The sequence below is a fragment of the Chromobacterium sp. CV08 genome, assembly GCF_051129845.1.
Lineage (GTDB): Bacteria > Pseudomonadota > Gammaproteobacteria > Burkholderiales > Chromobacteriaceae > Chromobacterium.
Map to the genome: position 1 here is coordinate 1,490,687 of NZ_CP150453.1, position 23,411 is coordinate 1,514,097.

The window sequence follows — 23,411 nt, forward strand, 5'->3', positions numbered from 1 at the left end:
GAATTATAAGCCCAGTTCCTCTACCCAGGCGAGCGCCGAGATGTGGGCCTGGTTCAGCTGCTCGCTGGACAGGCCGAGTTGCTCGCACAGCTGCGGCACGCCGTCCAGCGTGCCGTCCTCGCAGGCGCGGGCCAGCTCCAGGTAATGGCTCATCTCGCCGCGCCGGTGCAGCAGCGCGTCGGTGATCGGCGCCGGCAGTTGCAGGTGCTCGATGATCTTGTCCATGGCCATGTCGAACAGCACGTCCAGCAAGCTGAACAAGCCGACGATGAACAGATTGTCGTTGACGTCGTGGCGCTCGCCGAGCGCGACGCCCAGCAGTTCCATGAAGCGGCCGCGGGTGATGGCGGTCTTCTGCAGCGCCGGCGGCGCGTTGTTGTCGTCGGAGGCGGTGACCAGCAGTAGCGTCAACCAGCGATACAGCTTCTGGTAGCCCAGCACGGTGACCGCGTGGGAGAAGGAGCTGATCGTCGTATTGAGCCCGGCGGCGGCGGAGTTGACGTAGCGCAGCAGCTTGTACGACAGCGCCACATCGCGTTTCAGGACCTGTTCGATGTCGCGGATGTCGGCATCCATGCGCAGCAGGTTCAGCAATTCCAGCGTGTTGTTGAACGCCGGGTGTATCACCTTGGCGGCCAGCGTTTCCGGTTTGGCGAAGTAATAGCCCTGGAAGCCGTCCATGCCCAATTCCTTGCATAGATGGAACTGGGCGTGGGTTTCCACCCGCTCGGCGATGCGGATCAGCGGATAGCTGCGCAGCCTGGCGGCCAGCATCTGGAAGCGGGTGGTGTCCTGGTTCTGGATGTCCAGCTTGACGTAGTTGGCCAGCTCGAGAAAGGCGGCGGCCGGCGATTCGAAGCTGAAATCGTCCAGCGCGATGCCGAAGCCCATCGAGCGCAGGTGGCGCGCGCGCGACAGCAGCTCGTTGCTGGGCACGATGCGCGGAGACAGATCGAGGATGATGCGGCGCGGGGGCAGCAGCTCGAGGAAGTCGCTGTTCAGCATCGTTTCGCCGACATTGATGAAGGCGAGCTTGTTGCCTATCAGCCAGCTGGTGCCCATATTGTTCAGCGTGTTCACCAGCACGTCGGTGTCGGCCTGCAACTCGGTGTGCTTGCCGACGCCGACGGCATCGCTGCTGGGACGAAAAAGCAGCTCATAACCTATGAGCTGCTGATTGCGGTTCAGGACCGGCTGCCGTCCGATGAAGGCGGTGTTCGAGGTCATAACTGCACCCTAGTGATTATCCGGTGGCAATCACATCCGTTGTTCGTATCGCCGGGGCGTTGCTGTTTTCGCTGGAGGCGAGCAGATCCTCCATGTCGAGCACCAGCACGACGGAGCCGTCTCCGGACAGGGTGGCGCCGGCCACGCCTTTCGGGCGGATGTTCTGCAGCGGCTTGATCACCACGTCGTCGCGGCCGACGAAGGAGTCTATCGCCAGGATGAACGACTTTTCCGCCGACTGCATCAGCACGCCGAAGTGCGGCTTCTGCGTCGGGGCCCAGCCCAGCAGGCCGGCCAGGGTCTTCAGCGGCAGGATCTCGTCGCGGACGACGATGGTGGGCTTGCCGGAAACCTCCTGGATGGCGCTGTTGTCGATGGTGATGATCTCGCGCACCATCGCCAGCGGCACCGCGAACGGCTGGTTGCAGGCGCGGACCACCAGCACCGGCAGGATGGCGAGGGTCAGCGGCAGCGAGATGCTGATGCGGGTGCCTTCGCCGCCGACCGAGTTGATGTCGATGCGGCCGTTCAGCTTCTGGATGTTGGTGCGGACCACGTCCATGCCGACGCCGCGACCGGACACGCTGGAAATCTGGTCCTTGGTCGAGAAGCCGGGCAGGAAGATCAGCTGCAGGCACTGCTTCTCGTCCAGCGAGTTGGCGGTTTCCTGGTCGATCAGGCCCTTTTCGATGGCCTTGCGACGCAGCGCGTCGGGGTTCATGCCCTTGCCGTCGTCGGTGATCTCGATCAGGATGTGGTCGCCTACCTGTTCGGCGGTCAGCTGCACCAGCGCCTGCGGCTTCTTGCCGGCGGCGATGCGCTCTTCCGGCGACTCGATGCCGTGGTCGACGGCATTGCGCACCAAGTGGACCAGCGGATCGTTCAGATCCTCGATCATGGTCTTGTCGAGCTCGGTTTCCTCGCCGGACAGCACCAGCTCCACTTCCTTGCCCAGTTGGCGCGCCAGGTCGCGCGCCAAGCGCGGGTATTTCTGGAACAGGCGGCCGATCGGCTGCATGCGGGTCTTCATCACCGCGTTCTGCAGATCGCTGACCAGGAGGTCGAGCTGGCTGATCGCCTCGTCGAGCGAGCGCAGCGTGTTGGTGTCGCGGTTGCCTTGCAGGATCTCGGTGCGCAGCGTGGTCAGGCGGTTCTTGGTCAGGCCGATTTCGCCGGACAGGTTCAGCACCATGTCCAGGCGCACGGTATCGATGCGGATGGTGTTTTCCTGCGGTCCGCTGGCGGCGGGCGCGCCGCCGGCCGGCTTCGGCGGCGCCGGTTTCGGCGCCGGGGGCTTGGCAGCCGCGGCAGGCGCGGCGACGGCAGTCGGAGCCGGGGCAGGCGCGGCGGCGGCCGCTTGGGGCGCAGGAGCCGCTGCGGCGGCGGGCGCGGCGGCCGGAGCGACCGCCTGATACAGCTGGTTCCAGTCGGGACCGTCGCCTGCCGGGGCCGGCGCGGTCGCGGGGGCGGCCGGAGCCGGGGCGGGCGCAGCGGCCGGGGCCGGGGCGGCGGCAGCCGGTTCGGCGGCAAGCGATTCGCCGGCCAGCGCGGCGTCCAGCGCGGCCAGCACGCGTGCGTCGGCGTCGCCCGGCATCAATCCCTGGCCGAGCGTGCCGAACATGTCGCGGACGATGCCGGTGGCGTCGAGAATCACGTCCATCACCTCGGGGGTGATGTGCATCTCGCCGTTGCGCAGCTTGTCGAACAGATTCTCGGTGCGGTGGCACAGATTGACCATCGGGATGACGTTGAGGAAGCCTGCGCCGCCCTTGATCGTATGGAAGCCGCGGAAGATGTCATTGAGCAGAGCCTTGTCTTCCGGGCGCTTTTCCAGCTCGACCAGCTTGTTGTCCACGTCGGACAGCAGGTCGGTGGACTCCATCAGGAAGTCCTGAAGCAACTCTTCCATGCCGCCAAATTCGCTCATATTTCACCCCACCCGTTCTGCGTTGTCTTGCTTGCGTTGCTTTAGAAGCCCAGGCTTTCCAGCAGGTCGTCGACCTGCTGCTGGCTGTTGACCACGTCGGTCCGGCCTTCCGGATTGATCACCGGGCCGTTCAGCAGGCTGGTATTCAGTTCGCCCTTCTTCTCGTCGGGAGAGAACTCGATCAGGAAGCTGACCAGCTCGGTTTCCAGAATCTTGACCATGCCCATCATTTTCTTGATCACTTGGCCGGTCAGGTCCTGGAAGTCCTGCGCCATCACGATTTCAAGCAACTGGGTATTGGTGGCCTGGGTCTGGCTGGGCACGTCCTTCAGGTATTGGCGGGTTTCTTCCGCCAGGCGCTTGAACTCTTCGATGGTCAGCAGATTGGCGTACAGTTTTTCCCAGCGCTCGCTCAGCGCCAGCGCCTGGCTTTCCAGATTGTCCTGGAACGGCTTGGCGATGTCGGTGGCGTTCAGCACGCGCTCGGCGGAGTTTTCGGTCAGCGTGGCGATATAGGCCAGCCTGTCCTTGGCGTCGGGAATGGTTTCGGCCACTTTTTCCAGCGACTTGTCGTAACCCAGATCGCGCAGGGCGTCATGCATCTTGCGGGTCATCTGCCCGATGTGTTCGTACATCGTCGAAGGACTGGTCTCGCTCGAGAACATTTTGGCGCCGGCCTCTTCGCCGGTCGATGCGGCGGCGGCGGGCGGCTGGGGCTCGCTATCCTGCTGCTGGGCGATGCTGTCGAACAGCGCTTCCAGTTCCGGCGAGTCTCCGTTGTCCATAATATGATCCGGCACGTTCAGTCCTCCTCAATGCAAATGCGGGCAGTCTTGTTTTGATGCTCAGGCTGGCTTGTTCATGTTCTGGAAGATCTTGCTCATCTTCTCTTCCATGGTGGCGGCGGTGAACGGCTTGACGATATAGCCGCTGGCGCCTGCCATGGCCGCTTCGATGATGTTCTCCCGTTTGGCTTCGGCGGTGATCATCATGAACGGCAAATGCTTCAGCTGGGGATCCGCCCGCACGGCCTTGAGTAGCTCGATGCCCGTCATATTGGGCATGTTCCAGTCGGAGACGACGAAGTCGAAGCTTTGGGTTTTCAGCTTGTGCAGCGCGACCTGGCCGTCCTCGGCCTCGTCGACGTTGGTGAAACCCAACTCTTTCAGCAGGTTGCGGACGATTCTGCGCATGGTAGAAAAGTCGTCCACGACCAGGAATCGCATATTCTTGTCTGACATCGAGGTATATCCTGAATTATCTATGTTCCATCAAGGCGCACATTGTAGCGACTACCTTTGCAGGAATGGAATCAAAGTTTCTGCCAGAACGCCGGGGTCGAACTTGGCAACGTAGGAATCCACCCCGACACTGGAGCCCATCGCGCGGTTGGCGTTGGACGACAGCGACGAGTGCATGATCACCGGAATGCCCTTGAAGCGCTGATCGGACTTGATCAGCTTGGTCAGCACGTAGCCGTCCATCTCCGGCATTTCGGCGTCGACCAGGATGATTTTCAGGTAGTCGTGCAGGCATTCGCCGTCGGCCCAGTTGCGTCCGGCCAGCACCTGCAGGCGATCCCAGGCCTCGCGGCCGTTGGTCGCCTGCTGGAACTTGATGCCCATTTTTTCCAGCACGCCGGTGATTTCCTTGCGCGCCACCACCGAGTCGTCGACGAAGAAGATGTACTGGTCGGTTTCCAGCTGCGCGGTCGGCACGTCCGGCAGTCGCGGCTCGCCGACGACGCTGGCCAGGATCTGCTCGACGTCCAGAATGGAGACCAGCTTGCCGTTTTCCAGTTCGGTGACGGCGGTGATCAGGTTCTGGTTGGTGCCGGCGGCGGCCATGATGTTCTCGGGCGCGCGAACCTTGTCCCAGTCGACGCGGATGATGCGGTCCACCGAGTCCACCAGGAAGGCCTGGGTGCTCTTGTTGAACTCGGTGACGATCATCGTGTCGAATTTGCTCTCGGTGTGGTCGTGGCCGATGAACTTGGCCAGCGAGATCACCGGGATGATGTTGCCGCGCAACGACAGCACGCCTTCGACGCCGAACGGCATATTGGGCGTCTTGGTGATGGCCGGCGTCTGCGAGACTTCGCGCACCTTGAACACGTTGATGCCGAATGTCTCACGCGTTCCCAGCGAGAACAGCAGAATCTCCATCTTGTTGGAGCCGGCAAGCTTGGTCCTGGCGTCAACACTGGCAAGCAAGGAGGCGTCGGTGCTAGGCATGTCGTAATCCCTATCCCTTGAAAATCTTGATGAAGACCGTGGTTAGCTGCTGGGTTCCAGTTTCAGCATCTGGCGCAGTTTGCTGGCTAGCTTCTGCGGTTCGAACTTGGAGACGTAGGAGTCCACGCCGACCGATTCGCCGAGCTTCTGGTTGGACGAGCCGGACAGCGACGAATGCATCAGCACCGGAATGCCGGCGAAGCGCGGATCGCTCTTGATCATCTTGGTCAGCATATAACCGTCCATTTCCGGCATTTCCACGTCGGTCAGCACCAGGTGCAGCTCGTCGGACAGCTTGCGTCCGGCGGCTTCCGCCTGTTGCGCCATTTTTTGCAAATCTTCCCAGCCGCGCATGCCGTTGATGGCCGATGTGTAGCGGATGTTCATCGCCTCCAGCGTGCGCTCGATCTGTTTGCGCGCCACCGCGCTGTCGTCGGCGAAGAAGATGCGGCGCTCTTCCTTGACCGGTTCGATATTGATGAAGCTGTGGCCGTCGTCGATGATGCTGGTTTCCGCCAGCACTTTTTCCACGTCCATCATCATCACCAACGTGCCGTTTTCGAGCTCGGTGACGGCCGTCACCAGGCCCGCCATGCGGTTGGTGATCATATCTGGCGGCACCCGCATCGCCGACCAGTCCAGCCGCAGAATCGTATCCACCGCCTCCACCAGGAAACCCTGGGTGTGACCGTTGTACTCGGTCACGATCATGATCTCGGGCCGGTTGCTGGTCACGATGCCGGCGTATTTGGCCAGGTCGATCACCGGTACCAGCGCGCCACGCAGGCTGACCATGCCCTCCACCGACGACGGCATTTCCGGCGCCGAGGTGATTTCCGGCGTGCGCATCACTTCACGCACTTTGAACACATTAATACCAAAAACCTCTTTACGACCGGTACGCTGATCATGCCCCAATGAAAACAGCAGGATTTCCAGCTTGTTGGTGCCCGCCAGTTTGGTTCTGGCGTCGATTTTTTTGAGAAGCTCTGACACAGAAACCTCCGCAGCATCTTTTGGAATGGCGCACTACTTCCCTTTATACGCCACGTATGAGTTTTTCCCGGTTTTTTTTGCTTGCGGCCCGGCAGGCTGCAAGTTGGCTGACCGTCAGCTGATCATTATCATACCGTTTAAGTGGTTTTTACAAATGACAGTGAAGCGGTGACGACTATGGTTTCAAGCCTGAAGGATCAGCAGCAACTGGAGGCGGCATTCGAACAGTTCAATGCCGTGTCCGGTCAACTCATTGATGCGTATAGGCAACTTGAGGTCCAGGTCAATGTCTTGAACGCCCAGCTGGACGAGGCCAACAACCAGTTGCGAAAACAGCGCGACGAGAACGCGGCGCTGGCCGAGCGCCTGGGCTTGCTGCTCAAGGTCTTGCCGGCCGGCGTCGTGGAACTGGCGCCGGATGGACGGGTGATCGCCGAGAACCTGGCTGCCGAATCGCTGTTAAATGGTTGTTATAAAGGTGAAATGTGGTCCGACTTGTTGAGCCGGCTGCAGCGTTCCGAGCTGGACGACACCTATGAACTGGAACATGCTGAAGGCATTAGGCGCCTGACGCTGCAGTATCAGGAATTGCCGGCTTCCGGCGGCCGCATTGTGCTTATTCACGACGTGACCCGGCTGCATCAGCTGACCGGCGAGCTGGCGCAGCAGCAGAAGCTGGCGTCGATGGGCAGCATGGCGGCTGCGCTGGCCCATCAGCTGCGTACGCCGCTGGCCAGCGCGATGTTGTATACGGCCAACTTGAAGCAGGACATCCCCAGGCCGGAGGACCGGGCGCGCTTCGTCGACAAGAGTCTGGCGCGGATGCGGGCGCTGGAGGGGCTGATCCAGAACATGCTGGGCTATGTGCGCGGCCAGGTGTCCTCGCTGGAAACGGTGGAGGTGGCCGCCTTGCTTGATGACGTTTGTCCTGCGTTGGCGCCGCAATGCCATGACAAAGGTGTGTTTTTTGATTGCAATCTGCCGGATACTTCTGCCATAACGGTCTTGGTGGACCGCAAGGTTTTGCAGGGCGCGCTGATCAATTTGCTGGAGAACGCGCTGCAGTTCACGCCGGCCGGCGGCCGGATCGGACTGGCGGTCGTCGAGCAGGCTGACGGCGTGGTGTTCCGGGTCGACGACAGCGGGCCCGGGGTGGACGCCGCCGCGATGGACAGGATTTTCGAACCGTTCTTCACGCTGCGTCCCGGCGGCACCGGGCTGGGGCTGGCGATCGTGAAGAAGGTGGCGGAAGAGCTGGGAGGCGATGTACGTTGTTACAACAAGGTGACGGGCGGCGCCTGCTTCGAGTTGCGCTTGCCGGCGTGTCCGCGCTAGCGCCGCGCGCTGCGCGATGCCCGTTCGATTTGTCTGCGAGTCTATTGGAAAGCCGAGGATTGCGATGAGACCGATCGTGAAAGTCGAGGGGAATGTCGGGAAGATGATCCTGATTGGGCAGTTCGACTTCAACCTGCACCGGGATTTCCGCCAGGCCAGCCAGGAGTTGCTGGACAACGGGTCGGTGCAGGAGATTCATGTCGACTTCGACCAGGTGCCTTTTCTGGACAGTTCCGCGCTGGGCATGCTGCTGCTGTTGAAGGAGCGCGCCGCGGGGCAGAAAAAGTCGATGATTCTGGTGAACTGCCACGAGGCGGTGATGCAGGTGTTCGAGATCGCCTGCTTCAACAAGATGTTCACCATCCGTCCGGCCGGCTGAGGCGCGGGCGACCGGTTCTTCATCCGCGCCCGCCGCCCGGCGCGGAATCTCTGTCACAGCGTCTCCCGGGCTGCGGCCTGCGTCGCGGCGGTCCGGGCGTGCGCCCGTTTCCCGTCGCGGACCGACCGTGGCGGACGGTTCGGGGAAGCCTTGAGGGTACGCTATGAAACCGATTGTCCAGTTCGACGGCGATATTGGGATCATGATGCTGATCGGCCCGTTCGATTTCAATCTGCACCGCGAGTTTCGCCAGGCCAGCCAGGCCTTGCTGGAAAACGACGTGGCGAAGGACATCCGCATCGATTTCGAGCAAGTGCCTTCGCTGGACAGCTCGGCGCTGGGCATGCTGTTGCTGTTCCGGGAGCGGCTGATGGTCGCGAAGAAGGCCTCGCTGACGCTGATCCATTGCAAGCCGGAGGTGAAACGGGCTTTCGAGGCCGTCGGCTTGTTCCGGGAGTTCAATTTCCTGCCGATCTGAGGGGCGGGCTGTTTCGAGCGCCCCGGAACCGCTTTGATGCGGCGCGTTAAGAGGAGCGGATGCCGGGATGTGCTATGCCGATATTATTGCCGGCGGACCGGCATGTAAAAAAAGCAGGGGACGGGCGGGGCGTGCAGTGGCAGTGGTCGTGACAACGGGAATCACTCGATAGCGGGAATGCCATGGCGAAAAAAATCCTCACGGTGGACGATTCGGCGTCGATTCGTCAGATGGTCAGTTTTACCTTGAAGAGCGCCGGCTACGAGGTGGCGGAGGCGGTGGACGGCAATGCCGGCCTGAGCAAGGCGCAGGGGATGCAGTTCGATCTGGTGCTGACCGACCAGAACATGCCGGGCATGGACGGTCTGACGCTGATCCGTTCGCTGCGCAAGCAGCCGTCCTACAACGCCACTCCCATCCTGATGTTGACCACCGAGTCCAGCGACCAGATGAAGGCGCTGGGCCGCGCCGCCGGCGCCACCGGCTGGCTGGTCAAGCCATTCGATCCCCAGAAGCTGCTCGATGTCGTGAAGCGACTGGTCGGCTGAGCGCCTGCACCGCTACCGGGGGACGATTGTGGCAATCGATATGTCGCAGTTCCACCAGGTGTTCTTCGACGAGGCCGACGAGCATCTGGCAAGCATGGAGTCGCTGTTGCTGGCGATGGACGTGTCTTGTCCGGAATCCGAAGACCTGCACGCGATTTTCCGCGCCGCCCACTCGATCAAGGGCGGCGCCGCCACGTTCGGCTTCTCCGACATGGCCGATATGACCCATGTGCTGGAGAACCTGCTCGACAGGGTGCGCAAGGGCAGCATGGCGCTGACCGCGCCGATGGTGGACGTGTTCCTGCGGGCCAAGGATGTGCTGCTGGACATGCTGTCGGCCCACAAGGGCGGCGGGGAGGCCGATCCAGCCGAAGCCGAGGAGGTGAAGCGCCAGCTGACCGAGATCGAGAGCGGCGCGGTTTCGGCCGAGGACGACGGCGGGGATGCTCCCGCCGCGGTGGCGGACGGCGAGCCCGGCGACGACGGCCGGCTGTGGACGCTGTTCGTCGAGTTGATGCCGGTGGACGGCGTCGATGCGCGCAAGGTGTTCGACGCGCTGGCGGTACACGGCGACCTGACCGTGGTGCAGGACGGCGACGCCGTCGAGGAGTTGCCGTGGGTGGCGGTGTTCACTTCGGCGCTGGAAGCGTCCGAAGTGGCCGAGTCGCTGGCCTTCATGCTGGCGCCGGGGCAGTACCGCATCAGCGTGGACCAGGGGGTAGAGGACAGCGGCGCCTTCGGCTTTTTCCAAGCCGGCGACAGCGTCGAGGCCGGTCGTCCGGCACCGCTTGGGGAAGAGGACGCCGATGGAGGCTTCGGCCTGTTCGAGCCGCTGCCGACGGCGGGCGATCCGCTGGCGGCGATGGAACGGGACGGCAGTTTCGGCCTGTTCGAACGGCCGGCCGCCGCGTCGACGGGCGAGTCCGATCGGGATATGGAAGGGGACGGTTTCGGCCTGTTTGCCCAGGCGCCCGGCCTCGTCAAATCCGCCGAGGAAGCGGCCAAGCCGGCGGCCGCGCCCCCGCCCGCCGCGGCGCGCCAGCCCGACAAGGCGGCCGCCGGGGCCGAGAACTCCATCCGCGTCAATATCGAGAAAGTCGATCTGTTGCTGAATCTGGTCGGCGAGCTGGTGATCACCCAGTCGATGCTGATGCAGTCGGGCAGCCAGCTCGACCCTGTCGAGCACGAGCGCCTGTTGAACGGCATCAGCGCGCTGCAGCGCAATTCGCGCGAATTGCAGGAGGCGGTGATGTCGATACGGATGACGCCGATCGCCTTCGTGTTCAACCGTTTCCCGCGCGTGGTGCGCGATCTGGCCAGCCGGCTCGGCAAGAAGGTGGAGCTGAAGATGGTCGGCGAGAACACCGAGCTGGACAAGGGCTTCATCGAGAAGCTGTCCGATCCGCTGACCCACCTGGTGCGCAACAGCCTGGACCACGGCATCGAATCGCCGGAGGAGCGGCAGGGCAAGGGCAAGTCGCCGACGGGGAGGCTGACGCTGCGGGCCTTCCACCAGGGGGGCAGCATCGTCATCGAGGTCAGCGACGACGGCGCCGGCCTGAATCGCGAGCGTATCCTGGCCAAGGCGCGCGAGCGCGGCATGGCGGTGCCGGACGGCATTTCCGACCCGGAGGTGTGGGGGCTGATCTTCGAAGCCGGCTTCTCCACCGCGGCCGAGGTCACCGACGTGTCAGGCCGCGGCGTCGGCATGGACGTGGTCAAGCGCAACATCCAGAACATGGGCGGCCGAATCGAGATCGATTCGATGCCGGACGTCGGCACCACGATGAGCATACGCCTGCCGCTGACGCTGGCCATCATGGACGGCATGTCGGTGCGGGTGGGCGGCGAGATCTACGTGCTGCCGCTGGGCTTCATCCTGGAGTCGTTGCAGCCGGCCCGGCGCGAGATCAAGACGGTGGCCGGCCGCGGCGAGGTGGTGCACATACGCGGCGAATACCTGCCCATCGTCATGCTGGGACGCTATTTCGGCGTGGCGGGAGCCAAGTCTGCGGTCGACGAGGGCATCCTGGTCATCGTCGAGGCGTCCGACGCCCGCGTGGCCTTGCTGGTCGACGACCTGATCGGCCAGCAGCAGTTCGTCGTCAAGAATCTGGAAACCAATTACCGCAAGGTGGACGGCCTGTCCGGCGCCACGATACTGGGAGACGGCCAGGTGGCGCTGATCCTGGACATATCAACCATCGCCCGCGCCAGCGGCGGCCAACGGGCCGCGCCGCAGGCCGCCCAGCAGGCGGCCGGCGTGGTCGAGTGAGCCGCCCCGGAGGGCGAGGCATGCGAGGCGACAATCTGAACGACGTGCAGGCGAGGGGCGCGGCGGCGCGCGAACTCTTGGTGTTCACGCTGGGCAGCGAGGAGTACGGCATCGACATCCTGAAGGTGCAGGAAATCCGAGGCTACGACACGGTGACCCGCATCGCCAACGCGCCGGAGTTCATCAAGGGGGTGATCAATCTGCGCGGCAGCATCGTGCCGATTGTCGATCTGCGGCTGAAGTTCGGGCTGGGCGAGCCGCAGTACAACGAGTTCACCGTTGTGATCATCCTCAACGTCAACCAGCGGACGGTCGGCATCGTCGTGGACGGGGTGTCCGACGTGATCCAGCTGGACAAGGATTCGATGCGGGCGCCGCCGGAGTTCGGCGCCAGCGTCGATACCGCTTACATCGAGGGGTTGGGTACGGTGGAGGAGCAGATGATCATCGTCGTCGATATCGAGCGGTTGATGAGCAGCGACGAGATGGCTTTGACCGATGTGGCCGCCCGGGTTTGAGAACCGGACCGGAATGGGGAGACGCAAGATGAGCGAGATGAAGTTCAGGCATCAGCTGGCCCTGGGGTTCGGGCTGTTGGTGGCGGCGATGGCGGCGGTCCTGTTCCTCGCGCAGTCGCAGCAGCGCCGGATGCAGGGCGCCGCCGACGATTTTGTCGCCGGACAGACGGTGCAGGTCGGCCAGCTGGCTCAGGCCAGCCGCGCCCAGCAGGCCACCGGCCAGTTGCTGGGACTGCTGGCCGCGCTGCAGGGCGGCAATGACCTGGCGCAGCAGCGGGCGAGGCAGACTCAGCTGGAGAACGCGCTGGACGCCGTGACCGGCAGGCTGAACGGCCTGTCGGCCCATGTGTCCAGCGACGGCAAGCCGCTGCTGGACGCCGCGCGCAATCACGACGCCGCGCTGCGCAATCAACTGGCCGGCTATCGCCAGTTGCTGGCCGGCGGCCGCGTCGACGAGGTGCACGGTTTCCTCGCCGCCACGCTGTTGCCGGCGGCGTTCAAATACCAGGATGCCGTCAACCAGTATGCCCGCTTCGAAGGCGAGCAGGCATTGAAGCTGACGCAGACCGGATTCGGCGGCGCCGCCGCTTCGGCCGGCGGCGAGCTGTGGACGGCCGGCGGCGTGCTGCTGGCGCTGGCCCTGGCCCTGCTGTGGCTGTTGGCGCGAGCGTCCGAGCGGCAGTTCGGCGGCGACCCGCAGGTGCTGGCGGCGGTGTTGCGCGAGCTGGCCGACGGCGAGGTGCGCACCGAGTTCCGCGTCCGCGAAGGCGACCGCGGCAGTCCGTTCGCGCTATTGCGCGACGTGGTCGAGCGTATGCGGGAAAACCTGCGGGTACGCAGCGCGCTGGACGTGTGCACCACCAATGTGATGATCGCCGACGCCGAGCACAAGGTCGTGTACGCCAACCGCGCGGTGCTGGACATGTTCCAGCAGGCCGAGGCCGACATCCGCCGCGATCTGCCGCAGTTCTCCGCCAGGACGATCCTGGGCAGCAGCATAGACGATTTCCACCGCAATCCCGCCTATCAGCGCGGGGTGCTGCAACAGGTGCGCAGCACGCACCGCAGTTCCATCCAGGTCGGCGGCCGCACGTTCAGCCTGGTGCTGACGCCCATCGTGGACCGGCAGAACCGTTCGCTGGGCGCGGTGGTCGAGTGGGTGGACGCCACCCGCGAGCTGGAGCAGAAGGCGGTCGAGGAGGCGAGGCTGGCCGAGGACAGGCGCGCGGCGGCGGAGAACGCTCGGATACGCAGCGCGCTGGACGTGTGCACGACCAATGTGATGATCGCCGACGAGGATCACCGCATCATCTACACCAACCAGGCGGTGCTGGAGATGTTCCGCCAGGCCGAGGCCGACATCCGCCGCGACATCCCGCGCTTTTCCGTCGGCGGCCTGCTGGGCGCCAGCATAGACGACTTCCACCGCAATCCGTCCTACCAGCACGGCCTCTTGCGGCAGGTGCGAGGCACGCACCGTTCGTCCATCAATGTCGGGGGCCGCACTTTCGGCCTGATCCTGACGCCGATACTGGGCGGGAAGGGCGAGCGGCTCGGCGACGTGGTCGAATGGCAGGACAATACCGAGATGCTGCGGCTGCAGGGCGAGGCGGAACAGCGCGCCGAGCAGGAACGCCGGCTGGCGGCGGAGAACGCGCGGATACGCAGCGCGCTGGACGTGTGCACGACCAATGTGATGATCGCCGACGAGAGCCACCACATCATCTACGCCAACCAGTCCGTGCTGAGGATGTTCCAGCTGGCCGAGGCCGACATCCGCCGCGACATCCCGCGCTTTTCCTCGTCCAGCCTGCTGGGCAGCAAGATAGACGACTTCCACCGCAATCCGTCGTACCAGCACGGCGTGCTGCAGCAGGTCAGGGAAACCCACCGTTCGACGATCAGCGTCGGCGGGCGCACTTTCGGCCTGATCCTGTCGCCCATCATCAATGCCCAGGGCGAGCGGCTGGGAGCGGTGGTCGAGTGGCAGGACAATACCGAGGCCCTGCGGCTGCAGAGCGAGAACGAGGCGCGAGCCGCCGAGGAGCGCCGCATCGCCGGCGAGAACGCGCGGATACGCAGCGCGCTGGACAATTGCACCACCAATGTGATGATCGCCGACAACGAGCGCACCATCATCTATATGAACCACAGCGTCACCGACATGCTGCGCGGCGTCGAGATGGACCTGCGCAAGGAACTGCCCAATTTCGACGTGCGCCGGTTGATAGGCGCCAGCATAGACGATTTCCACAAGAACCCGGCGCATCAGCGCGACCTGCTGGCGAATCTGCGTTCCACCTACCGCACCGAGATCTCGGTCGGCGGACGCATCTTCGCGCTGGTCGCCAATCCGGTCTTCGATTCCGACGGCGGCCGGCTGGGCTCGGTGGTCGAATGGAAGGACCGGACCGCCGAGGTGCAGATCGAGCACGAAGTGGCCGAGATCGTCCGCGCCGCGTCCGCCGGCGAATTCGGCAAGCGCATCGACGTGGACGGCAAGCAGGGCTTCTTCAAGCTGCTCGGCGACGGCATCAACCAGCTCTTGGGCGTCACCAGCAGGGGGCTGGGCGATATCGCCGGCGTGCTCGGCGCGCTGGCCAAGGGCGATCTGACCAAGACCATCAGCGCCGACTACGACGGCCTGTTCGGCCAGTTGAAGACCGACAGCAACGCCACGGTGGAGCGGCTGAAGGAGATCGTCGCCAACATCAAGGACTCCACGGACGCGATCAATACCGCGGCGAAGGAGATCGCCGCCGGCAACTCCAATCTGTCCGGTCGCACCGAGCAGCAGGCGGCCAGCCTGGAGGAGACGGCGTCCAGCATGGAAGAGATCACCAGCACGGTGAAGCAGAACGCCGAGAACGCCAAGAAGGCCAATTCTCTGGCCACCGGCGCGTCCGACATCGCCGCCCGCGGCGGCAAGGTGGTCGGCGACGTGGTGTCGACGATGAACGAGATCAACGAGAGCGCCAAGAAGATCGTCGACATCATCAGCGTCATCGACGGCATCGCCTTCCAGACCAATATCCTGGCGCTGAACGCCGCGGTGGAGGCGGCCCGCGCCGGCGAGCAGGGCCGCGGCTTCGCGGTCGTGGCCAGCGAGGTGCGCAATCTGGCTCAGCGTTCGGCGGCGGCGGCCAAGGAGATCAAGTCGCTGATCGGCAATTCGGTGGACAAGGTGGAGTCGGGCAGCCGGCTGGTCGACGAGGCCGGCCGGACGATGAACGAGATCGTGGTGTCGATACGCCGCGTCGCCGACATCATGAGCGATATCTCGGCCGCCTCGGCCGAGCAGAGCTCGGGCATCGAACAGGTGAACCTGGCGGTGACCCAGATGGACGAGGGCACGCAGAAGAACGCGGCGCTGGTCGAGGAGGCGGCGGCGGCGGCCGAGTCCCTGGAGGAACAGGCCCGTTATCTGTCCGACGCGGTGGCGGTGTTCAAGTTGGACGAGAAGCTGCTGCACGGCAAGCCGCCGACATCGCGGGCGACGCCGACGGCCCACGCCCCGGCCGGCCACGGCGCCGCTGCCGTGATGGCGGCGGCGTCCCGCAGCGGCGACCATGCCGGCAGCTACCAGATCCGGCAGAAGGCGATAGAGCCCATCCGTCCGCAGGGCGATTCCGGCGACGGGGCATGGGAGGAGTTCTGACGGAGAAGGGGCGGCGGGAGTCGGATATGGAGGACGAGGCGGGGCTCAGCTTCACCAAGAGCGATTTCAAGCGCGTCAGGGACATGCTGTACCAGCGGGTGGGCATATCGCTGAACGATTCCAAGACCCACATGGCTTACGCCAGGCTGGCCAAGCGGGTGCGTTCGCGCGGCTTACGCAGTTTCTCCGATTATCTGGATCTGCTGCAGCATGGAGGCGAGGTCGAGGAGTGGCAGAACTTCATCAATGCGCTGACCACCAATCTGACCTCCTTCTTCCGCGAGTCGCACCATTTCGACATGCTGCGCGACCATGCCGGCCGGCATCGCCGCTCCGGCGAAACGTTCCGGGTATGGAGTTCCGCCTCGTCGACCGGCGAGGAGCCGTACTCGATCGCGATCACGCTGCTGGAGGTCTGGAGCGAACCCGGCGGCGGCGATTTCGAGCTGCTGGCGTCCGATATCGACACCAATGTGCTGCAGCACGCGGCGCGCGGCGTCTACGGGCTGGAGCGGGTCGAAAAAGTGCCGCTGCCGCTGCTGCGGCGCTATTTCGACCGCGGGACCGGCAGCAATGAGGGCAAGGTCAGGCTGAAGACCAGGGTGCGCAACGTCCCGTCGTTCTTCCAGTTCAATCTGGTGGCGCCGGTCTGGCCCGATATCGGCGTATTCGACATGATCTTCTGCCGCAATGTGCTGATCTATTTCGACCGCGCCACCCAGGCGGAAATACTGGCCAAGATGGAAACATGCCTGAAGCCCGACGGCATGCTGCTGCTCGGGCATTCGGAGAACATCATGCATTTGAGCGATGCCTTCGCCGCTTGCGGCCGGACGGCCTATCGCCTGGCTTGCCACGGCGGCGGGGAGTAGCGGCTATGGCGGATCAGAGGAAGATCCGGGTGGTGGTGGTCGACGATTCGGCGCTGATCCGCAATCTGCTGACCAGCATCGTCAACGAGGCGCCGGACATGGAGGTGGTGGCGACCGCCTCCGATCCGCTGATCGCCCGCGAGCGCATACGCGAGACCAGTCCGGATGTGGTGACGCTGGACGTGGAGATGCCGAGGATGGACGGCCTGGAGTTCCTGCGCCGGCTGATGCGCTTGAAGCCGACGCCGGTACTGATGATCTCGTCGCTGACCGAAGCCGGCTCCGAAACCGCGCTGGCGGCGTTGGAGATAGGCGCGGTCGATTTCGTGCACAAGCCCAGCGAGGACGTTTCGCGGCGCATGCAGGAGTACGCCGACGAGATACGCGACAAGCTGAGGATGGCGGCGGCGGCCCGCCTGCGCCAGCCGCAGCGCTTCCGCCAGCCGCCGCCGGCCGGGAACGCCGTCATCGGCGCGGCTTGGCGGCGCAATGCGATGGTCTTCGTCGGCGCCTCGACCGGCGGCACCGAGGCGATCAAGGATTTCCTGTCCGGCATGCCGGCCGACGGGCCGCCGATACTGATCGTCCAGCACATGCCGGAGCATTTCACCTTCACGTTCGCCGCGCGGCTGGACAAGCTGTGTCCGATGCGGGTGAAGGAGGCGGAGAACGGCGAACCGGTCCAGTCCGGAACCGCCTATATCGCGCCCGGGCATTCGCATATGCGGGTCAGGCCGGGCGGCGCCGGCGGCTATCTGATCGCGCTGGACCGCGGCGAGCCGGTCAACCGCCATCGCCCGGCGGTGGACCCCTTGTTCGACTCCGCCGCCCAGCATCTGGGCAAGAACGCCATCGGCGTGATTCTGACCGGCATGGGGCGGGACGGCGCCGAGGGCATGCTGAGGATGCGCGACGCCGGGGCGATCACGTTCGGGCAGGACGAGGCCAGCTGCGTGGTATACGGCATGCCTCGCGAAGCGTTCCGCGTGGGGGCGGTGATGCATGTCCATCCGCTGGGCAGATTGGCGTCCAAGGTAGTCGAATGCCTGCAGGGCCAGGCGGAAAGAGTGGGGCCATGAGCCATCAGGACGCGCCGAACAGCCATCAGTATTTCGACAAGCACTTCCAGATGACGGCGGTCAAGGTGTTCCCCGGCGAGTTCCACGCGACCGATCAGCCTCGGATGCTGGTGACGCTGCTGGGCTCCTGCGTCGCGGTCTGCCTGAGCGACCGGATATCGGGCGTGGCCGGCATGAACCACTTCCTGCTGCCGGAAGGCTCGCTGGATCTCGGGGCCGGCACCTCGGCGGCCCGTTTCGGCGTCAACGCGATGGAGCTGCTGATCACCGACATGCAAAAGCTCGGCGCGATGCGGCACAGGCTGGAGGCCAAGATCTTCGGCGCCGGCAATGTGCTGGACGGCATGACGGTGGTCAATGTCGGCGAGCGCAACACCAACTTCATCCGCGGCTATCTGGCCAATGAGCAGATTCCGGTCCTGGCGGAAGACCTGCTGGGCGATTGCGCGCGCAAAGTCTATTTTTTCACCAACACCGGCAAGGTGCTGATCAAGAAGCTCAAGCGCAGCAGCAGCGCGATCAAGGAGGAAATGCCTTATCGCGGCCGCATCCTGGAGCGGAACGAGGGCGCCAAGACCGGTGATATCGATCTATTCATTTAGCAAGGCGCGCTGGCGCCGGGAGAAGGGGGTGGCGGAATTCTTCGCGTGGCGCCGCCGCGTGCTGGCGGCGCTGGCGGCGGGCAGCCTGGGCGGCTGCGCCGTGCACGGCGTCGCCTTCGTCACGCCTGGCGAGACGGTGCGGCCGCTTGAGGTTTCGGCGTCGCGGCTGGTGTACGAATATGCCCACGTCTACGACGGGGAGCTGTCCGAGGCGGGCAGGCGCGCCGCTGCTCAGTGCGGCGCGCTCGGCGGGCATGCCGTCTTGCTGCGGGTGGAAAAGGGGGACGCCGAACGCAGCCGGGCGGTTTTCCGTTGCGAATGAGCGCGGCGGTCCGGCGAGCGGCCCTCAGCGCTCCAGATACTTCAGCTTGTCCTTGACCTCGGCCCAGTCGGCGTGGTCCGGCAACGGATCGACGCGCTCGACGATGCTGGGCCAGGCCTTCGCCAGTTCGGCGTTAAGCTCGAGGAAGCCTTCCTGTCCCTTGGGCACGTCGTCTTCGGAGTAGATTGCGCCTATCGGGCATTCCGGCACGCACAGCGAGCAGTCTATGCATTCGTCCGGGTCTATCACCAGGAAATTAGGCCCCTCGCGGAAGCAGTCGACCGGACAGACTTCCACGCAGTCGGTGTATTTGCATTTGATACAGGCATCGGTTACAACGTACGTCATTCGTCTACCCTTCTAAAGCTGAATCGTGGTTCGGGATTACCGTCATTTTAGCGGCAATTCGCCGATCCCGTCGGATTCGGCAGCCTTGAACCCGATGTCAGATCCCTCGTACCGGGGCCGTTTCGCGCCCAGTCCCACCGGCCTGCTGCACGCAGGCTCGCTCAGCACCGCCGTCGGCAGCTATCTGGAGGCGCGCGGCCGCGGCGGCCAGTGGCTGCTGAGGATGGAGGACCTGGATCCGCCGCGCGAAGTGCCCGGCGCCGCTGCCGACATCCTGCGCACGCTGGAGGCTTTCGGTTTCGAATGGGACGGCGAAGTGGTCTACCAGAGCCGGCGCCATCATCTGTACCGCGCCGCGCTGGAGCAGTTGATCGCCTCCGGCCGCGCCTATGCCTGCTGCTGCACCCGCAAGGAGATCGCCGCGCTGGCGCGGCGCGGACCGGACGGCTACGTCTATCCGGGAACCTGTCGCGACGGCTGTCCGGACGGTCGCGAAGGCCGGGCCTGGCGCCTGCGGGTCGACGAGGGGGAGAGCGTGCTGCGCGACCGGTTGCAGGGCGAGTACGGCCAGAACCTCGCGCGCGACATCGGCGATTTCGTGTTGCTGCGCGCCGACGGCTTCTGGGCCTATCAGCTGGCGGTGGTGGTCGACGACGCCGAGCAGGGCGTCACCGACATCGTCCGCGGCGCCGACCTCCTGGTGTCGACGCCGCGCCAGCTCGCCGTCTACGGCGCGCTGGGCCGGGAGGCGCCAGGCTATTGCCATCTGCCGGTATTGACCAATGCCGCCGGCGAAAAACTGTCCAAGCAGACGCTGGCGCCGGCGATAGGCGTCGACGACGCCGCGCGGCGCCTGCGCGGCGCGCTGGCCCGGCTGGGACATGCGCCGCCGGCCGAGTGCGGCGATCTGGCCGAGCTGTGGCGCTGGGCCATCGCCAACTGGTCGCTGTCCCGGGTGCCGCGCGGCCCGCTGCTGGCGGAACTCGATTGATTCCATTTGCAACATTAATGTCATAAGTGGCTGGCGCCGAACGATTTTCTTTAAAAAAAATCGTCGATGCGACATGTTTTTACGTCAAAACTGTGTTTTAATGCGCCCTTTTTTTCGTGCGGCGCAGGCGCCGCGCGCCGTCGGCATGTTCCGGGCCGAGCCGGCCAGGCCGGTTTCGCCTATCGTGAAGCCAGCGGCGCGAGTCGACTGAACGCATTTCCTTGCCATTTCCCCCGCGCCCGGCCCTTGGCCGCCGGGCGCGCGATGCTTTGGTTCGAGACGGAGAATCAGGTTTGAGCGAAAACCGTTCCACCCACAATAAAGGCTCGCTCGGAGTCTGGATGTGCACCGCCCTGGTAGTGGGCAATATGATAGGTTCCGGCGTCTTCCTGCTGCCGGCATCGCTGGCGCCGTTCGGCGGCGTGTCCATGCTGGGCTGGCTGCTGACGTCCGGCGGCGCGATCTGTCTGGCGCTGGTGTTCGCCCGTCTGTCGGCGATACTGCCGCGCGAAGGCGGCCCTTACGCCTATATCCACGCCGGCTTCGGCGATTTCGCCGGTTTCTGGATCGCCTGGGGCTACTGGATCGCGCTGTGGGCAGGCAACGCCGCGCTGGCGGTGGCGGCCACCAGCTATATGCAGGTGTTTTTCCCGGTGCTGGGTCATAACGAGCCGCTTGCCGGCGCCGTCGCCATTGGCCTGATCTGGATCGTCACCTGGATCAACAGCCGCGGCGCGCGCAGCTCCGGCGTGGTGGCGGTGGTGACCACGCTGCTGAAGCTGCTGCCGCTGGCGGCGGTCACCTTCATCGGCTTCTTCCATTTCCAGCCGGAAAACCTGGCGTTCAACCCGCACAACAAGCCGCTGCTGTCCTCGTTGTCGGCGACGATGGCGCTGACGCTGTGGGCCTTCCTGGGGCTGGAGTCGGCCTCGGTGCCGGCCGGCGACGTGGTGGAGCCGGAGAAGACCATCCCGCGCGCCACCGTGATCGGCACGCTGCTGGCCACCGTGCTCTACATCCTGTCCACGGTGTCGCTGATGGGACTGATGCCGGCCGACGTGCTGGCCGCCTCGCAGGCGCCGTTCGCCGACGCTGCGCGGCTGATGTGGGGGGACTGGGGCTATTGGGCGGTCGGTTTCGGCGCGGTGGTGTCCTGCTTCGGCGCGCTGAACGGCTGGAGCCTGATGCAGGCGCATGTGCCGGCTGCGGCGGCCAAGGACGGCCTGTTCCCACGCCGCTTCGGCCAGCGCAACGCGGCCGGCGTGCCCATCTTCGGCCTGCTGCTGTCCAGCGGCCTGGTCACCGTGCTGATGGCGATGAAGTACGCCGGCGGCGACAGCGGCGTCAAGATCTTCGAATTCATCATCCTGCTGGCCACCGCCACCACCTTGCTGCCGTACGCTTTCTGCTCGATGGCGCTGATCGCCATCATGCTGATGCGCGGCAAGGCGTTTGCGCCCAAGGACTATGTCGCGCCCGGTTTCTTCGCCGGCATCGGCTTCGTCTACTCGCTGTGGGCGTTGTACGGCTCCGGCGCCGACATCGTGATGTGGGGCATGCTGCTCTTGCTGTTGGGCCTGCCCATCTATGTCTGGCAGCTGAAGGAAAGGCACGCGGCGGAATAGGCGCGCGGGCATGGAAACGGGAAGCGCGGCTCAGGCCGCGCTTTTTCGTTTTCGAATGCTTTCGAATGAAAATCTTGCGCGTATTTTTTCCATGAAAAACATTTATTCGGGTCGTTTTAAGTAGAAATAATAAGGGCTTGCCAAGCTCGCGCCACTGCCACCATAATCGCCGGGTCATACAGGAGAGAGCGGCTTTCTGGCCGCCGCCGAAGGCGCAAGCGCACCCGCAATCGCTCAGGCAAAAGGACTGTATCATCGGGCCGGCGGCAGCCGGTTCGCGCAATCTGGAGAGCGGTGCCCGCGCGGCGCCCACCGAAGGGGCTAACGGCTTGAGCGGCCGGAAAATCTCAGGTGCAGGGACAGAGGGGTGTGGTTGTGAGGCTATCCACACTTTTCTCGAAGGACGCGCGCCATGACGGCTCCGAAACGTACTCCGCTGTTTGAAGCCCACCTCGCCGCCGGCGCCAAGATGGTCGATTTCGCCGGTTGGGAAATGCCCATCCACTACGGTTCCCAGCTGAAGGAACACGAAATCGTCCGCAGCGACGCCGGCATGTTCGACGTCTCGCACATGACGGTGATAGACATCACCGGTTCCGACGCCAAATCCTGGCTGCAAAAACTGATCGCCAACGACGTGGCCAAGCTCGGCTTCGAGGGCAAGGCGCTGTATTCCGGCATGCTCACCGCCGAGGGCACCGTCGTCGACGACCTCATCGTCTATCTCACTTCCTACGGCTACCGCATGGTGGTCAACGCCGGCACCACCGAAAAAGACCTGGCCTGGATGGAAACCCAGAAGGCCGGTTTCGACGTGGCGCTGAAGGTGCGCCGCGACCTGGCGATGCTGGCGGTGCAAGGCCCGCAAGCCATAGACAAGGTCTGCGCCGTCAAGCCGGAGCTGGCCGACGCCATCCGCGCGCTGAAAGTGTTCCAGGGTCTGCCGCAGGACGAATGGTTCTATGCCCGCACCGGCTATACCGGCGAGGACGGCCTGGAGATCATGGTTCCGGCCGACCAGGCGATTGCCTTCTTCAATCAATTGCAAGCCGCCGGCGTCGCGCCGATAGGCCTGGGCGCGCGCGACACGCTGCGTCTGGAAGCCGGCATGAATCTGTACGGACACGACATGGACGAGACCGTGTCGCCGCTGGAGGCCGGCATGGGCTGGACCATCGCCTGGGAGCCGGCCGAGCGCAAGTTCAACGGCCGCGAGGCGCTGGAAGCGCAGAAGGCCGCCGGCGTGAAGATGAAGCAGGTCGGCCTGGTGCTGGAAGGCCGCGGCGTGCTGCGCGAAGGCCTGAAGGTGGTGGTGGACGGCGTCGGCGAGGGCGTGATCACCAGCGGCACCTTCTCGCCGACGCTGAAGCATTCCATCGCAATCGCCCGCGTGCCGGCCGCCACCGGCGCCTCCGCCCGGGTGGACCTGCGCGGCACGCTGACCGATGTCCGCGTGGTCAAGCTGCCCTTCGTCCGCAACGGCAAGAAAGTATTCGAATAAACCGGACGGCGAGACGAGCCGCCTTTACCCGAACACCGTTATCAAGGAGAAACCGAGATGAGCAACATCCCCGCCGAACTGAAATACGTCGACAGCCACGAGTGGCTGCGCCTGGAAGCTGACGGTTCCGTCACCGTCGGCATCACCGAGCACGCGCAGCAACTGCTGGGCGACATCGTCTTCGTCGAGCTGCCGAAGGTCGGCGCGAAGCTGGCCAAGGATGAGCAGGCCGGCGTGGTGGAGTCGGTAAAGGCCGCTTCCGACGTCTACTGTCCGATCGCCGGCGAAGTGTTGGCCGTCAACGAGGAACTGGAAGGCGAGCCGGAGCTGGCCAATAGCGACCCGTACGGCGACGGCTGGTTCTTCAAGATCAAGCCGGCCAACGCCGCTGATCTGGACGGCCTGATGGACGCCGCCGCCTACGCCAAGGAAATCGGCGCCTGATAGCCTGACCGCCCCGCCGTCGCAAGACGCCGGGGCGTTGTTTTTCCCGGCG

22 protein-coding genes and 2 riboswitches are annotated in these 23,411 nt (G+C 64.5%); of the genes, 15 read left to right on the forward strand and 7 right to left on the reverse strand.

Going from position 1 to position 23,411, the window contains the following annotated elements; genetic code table 11:
• Positions 1-3: 3 nt before the first annotated feature.
• The 6 genes from WNM05_RS07140 to WNM05_RS07165 are packed head-to-tail and all read right to left on the reverse strand — an operon-like array spanning position 4 to position 6,384.
• A complete protein-coding gene (locus WNM05_RS07140) occupies positions 4-1,227 on the reverse strand; it encodes an EAL and HDOD domain-containing protein (RefSeq protein ID WP_434633719.1) in 1,224 nt (407 codons plus the stop codon).
• A gap of 16 nt (positions 1,228-1,243) precedes the next feature.
• Positions 1,244-3,154, reverse strand: a complete 1,911-nt coding sequence (locus WNM05_RS07145) for a chemotaxis protein CheA (protein WP_434633721.1) — start codon at positions 3,152-3,154, stop codon at positions 1,244-1,246.
• Positions 3,155-3,195: 41 nt separating this feature from the next.
• Complete coding sequence (cheZ, locus tag WNM05_RS07150) at positions 3,196-3,954, reverse strand: protein phosphatase CheZ (protein ID WP_434633722.1); 759 nt, start codon at positions 3,952-3,954, stop codon at positions 3,196-3,198.
• 45 nt (positions 3,955-3,999) lie between these two features.
• Complete coding sequence (gene cheY / locus WNM05_RS07155) at positions 4,000-4,395, reverse strand: chemotaxis response regulator CheY (RefSeq protein WP_021478560.1); 396 nt, start codon at positions 4,393-4,395, stop codon at positions 4,000-4,002.
• A gap of 51 nt (positions 4,396-4,446) precedes the next feature.
• The gene (locus WNM05_RS07160; RefSeq protein WP_434633726.1) at positions 4,447-5,388 is read right to left on the reverse strand and encodes a chemotaxis protein; all 942 of its coding nucleotides are present in this window, start codon (positions 5,386-5,388) and stop codon (positions 4,447-4,449) included.
• A 42-nt stretch (positions 5,389-5,430) separates the two neighbouring features.
• Positions 5,431-6,384 carry a chemotaxis protein gene (locus tag WNM05_RS07165; RefSeq protein WP_434633729.1) on the reverse strand — a complete coding sequence of 318 codons (954 nt, stop codon included), beginning with the start codon at positions 6,382-6,384 and terminating at the stop codon, positions 5,431-5,433.
• Positions 6,385-6,561: 177 nt separating this feature from the next.
• Here WNM05_RS07165 and WNM05_RS07170 point away from each other — a divergent pair, with 177 nt between their 5' ends.
• From WNM05_RS07170 to WNM05_RS07220, 11 genes are all read left to right on the forward strand, one after another.
• Positions 6,562-7,719 carry a sensor histidine kinase gene (locus WNM05_RS07170; protein WP_434633731.1) on the forward strand — a complete coding sequence of 386 codons (1,158 nt, stop codon included), beginning with the start codon at positions 6,562-6,564 and terminating at the stop codon, positions 7,717-7,719.
• 64 nt (positions 7,720-7,783) lie between these two features.
• Positions 7,784-8,098, forward strand: coding sequence for an STAS domain-containing protein (locus WNM05_RS07175; protein WP_434633734.1), 315 nt, complete (start codon positions 7,784-7,786; stop codon positions 8,096-8,098).
• 163 nt (positions 8,099-8,261) lie between these two features.
• Entirely contained in the window at positions 8,262-8,576 is a 315-nt protein-coding gene (locus tag WNM05_RS07180) for an STAS domain-containing protein (RefSeq protein ID WP_434633735.1), read from the forward strand.
• 182 nt (positions 8,577-8,758) lie between these two features.
• A complete protein-coding gene (locus WNM05_RS07185) occupies positions 8,759-9,124 on the forward strand; it encodes a response regulator (protein WP_101707245.1) in 366 nt (121 codons plus the stop codon).
• Positions 9,125-9,164: 40 nt separating this feature from the next.
• Positions 9,165-11,399, forward strand: a complete 2,235-nt coding sequence (locus tag WNM05_RS07190; protein WP_434633736.1) for a chemotaxis protein CheW — start codon at positions 9,165-9,167, stop codon at positions 11,397-11,399.
• Between the two features lie 20 nt (positions 11,400-11,419).
• A complete protein-coding gene (locus tag WNM05_RS07195) occupies positions 11,420-11,917 on the forward strand; it encodes a chemotaxis protein CheW (RefSeq protein WP_434633738.1) in 498 nt (165 codons plus the stop codon).
• Between the two features lie 28 nt (positions 11,918-11,945).
• Positions 11,946-15,575 carry a methyl-accepting chemotaxis protein gene (locus tag WNM05_RS07200; protein ID WP_434633739.1) on the forward strand — a complete coding sequence of 1,210 codons (3,630 nt, stop codon included), beginning with the start codon at positions 11,946-11,948 and terminating at the stop codon, positions 15,573-15,575.
• Complete coding sequence (locus WNM05_RS07205; RefSeq protein WP_434633741.1) at positions 15,560-16,447, forward strand: CheR family methyltransferase; 888 nt, start codon at positions 15,560-15,562, stop codon at positions 16,445-16,447. Before WNM05_RS07200 ends, WNM05_RS07205 begins: the two co-directional genes overlap by 16 nt.
• A gap of 5 nt (positions 16,448-16,452) precedes the next feature.
• A complete protein-coding gene (locus WNM05_RS07210) occupies positions 16,453-17,526 on the forward strand; it encodes a protein-glutamate methylesterase/protein-glutamine glutaminase (protein ID WP_434633742.1) in 1,074 nt (357 codons plus the stop codon).
• Positions 17,523-18,128 (forward strand): chemoreceptor glutamine deamidase CheD, encoded by a 606-nt coding sequence (gene cheD / locus WNM05_RS07215; protein WP_434633744.1) that lies wholly within the window; start codon positions 17,523-17,525, stop codon positions 18,126-18,128. Before WNM05_RS07210 ends, cheD begins: the two co-directional genes overlap by 4 nt.
• A 28-nt stretch (positions 18,129-18,156) precedes the next feature.
• A complete protein-coding gene (locus WNM05_RS07220; protein ID WP_434633745.1) occupies positions 18,157-18,450 on the forward strand; it encodes a hypothetical protein in 294 nt (97 codons plus the stop codon).
• A 24-nt stretch (positions 18,451-18,474) separates the two neighbouring features.
• On the opposite strand, the gene fdxA is transcribed toward WNM05_RS07220, so the two are convergent.
• Positions 18,475-18,798 (reverse strand): ferredoxin FdxA, encoded by a 324-nt coding sequence (fdxA, locus tag WNM05_RS07225; protein ID WP_434633746.1) that lies wholly within the window; start codon positions 18,796-18,798, stop codon positions 18,475-18,477.
• Between the two features lie 94 nt (positions 18,799-18,892).
• Here fdxA and gluQRS point away from each other — a divergent pair, with 94 nt between their 5' ends.
• The 4 genes from gluQRS to gcvH all read left to right on the forward strand — a co-directional run bounded on the left by gluQRS (position 18,893) and on the right by gcvH (position 23,359).
• The gene (gluQRS, locus tag WNM05_RS07230) at positions 18,893-19,789 is read left to right on the forward strand and encodes a tRNA glutamyl-Q(34) synthetase GluQRS (RefSeq protein WP_434633747.1); all 897 of its coding nucleotides are present in this window, start codon (positions 18,893-18,895) and stop codon (positions 19,787-19,789) included.
• A 341-nt stretch (positions 19,790-20,130) separates the two neighbouring features.
• On the forward strand, positions 20,131-21,414 hold the full coding sequence (locus tag WNM05_RS07235) for an amino acid permease (RefSeq protein WP_434633748.1): 1,284 nt from the start codon (positions 20,131-20,133) through the stop codon (positions 21,412-21,414).
• Between the two features lie 169 nt (positions 21,415-21,583).
• Positions 21,584-21,674, forward strand: a riboswitch (glycine riboswitch).
• Between the two features lie 14 nt (positions 21,675-21,688).
• Positions 21,689-21,787, forward strand: a riboswitch (glycine riboswitch).
• Between the two features lie 39 nt (positions 21,788-21,826).
• Positions 21,827-22,915, forward strand: a complete 1,089-nt coding sequence (gcvT, locus tag WNM05_RS07240) for a glycine cleavage system aminomethyltransferase GcvT (protein WP_434633749.1) — start codon at positions 21,827-21,829, stop codon at positions 22,913-22,915.
• A gap of 57 nt (positions 22,916-22,972) precedes the next feature.
• Positions 22,973-23,359, forward strand: coding sequence for a glycine cleavage system protein GcvH (gene gcvH, locus WNM05_RS07245; protein WP_434633750.1), 387 nt, complete (start codon positions 22,973-22,975; stop codon positions 23,357-23,359).
• Positions 23,360-23,411 lie beyond the last annotated feature (52 nt).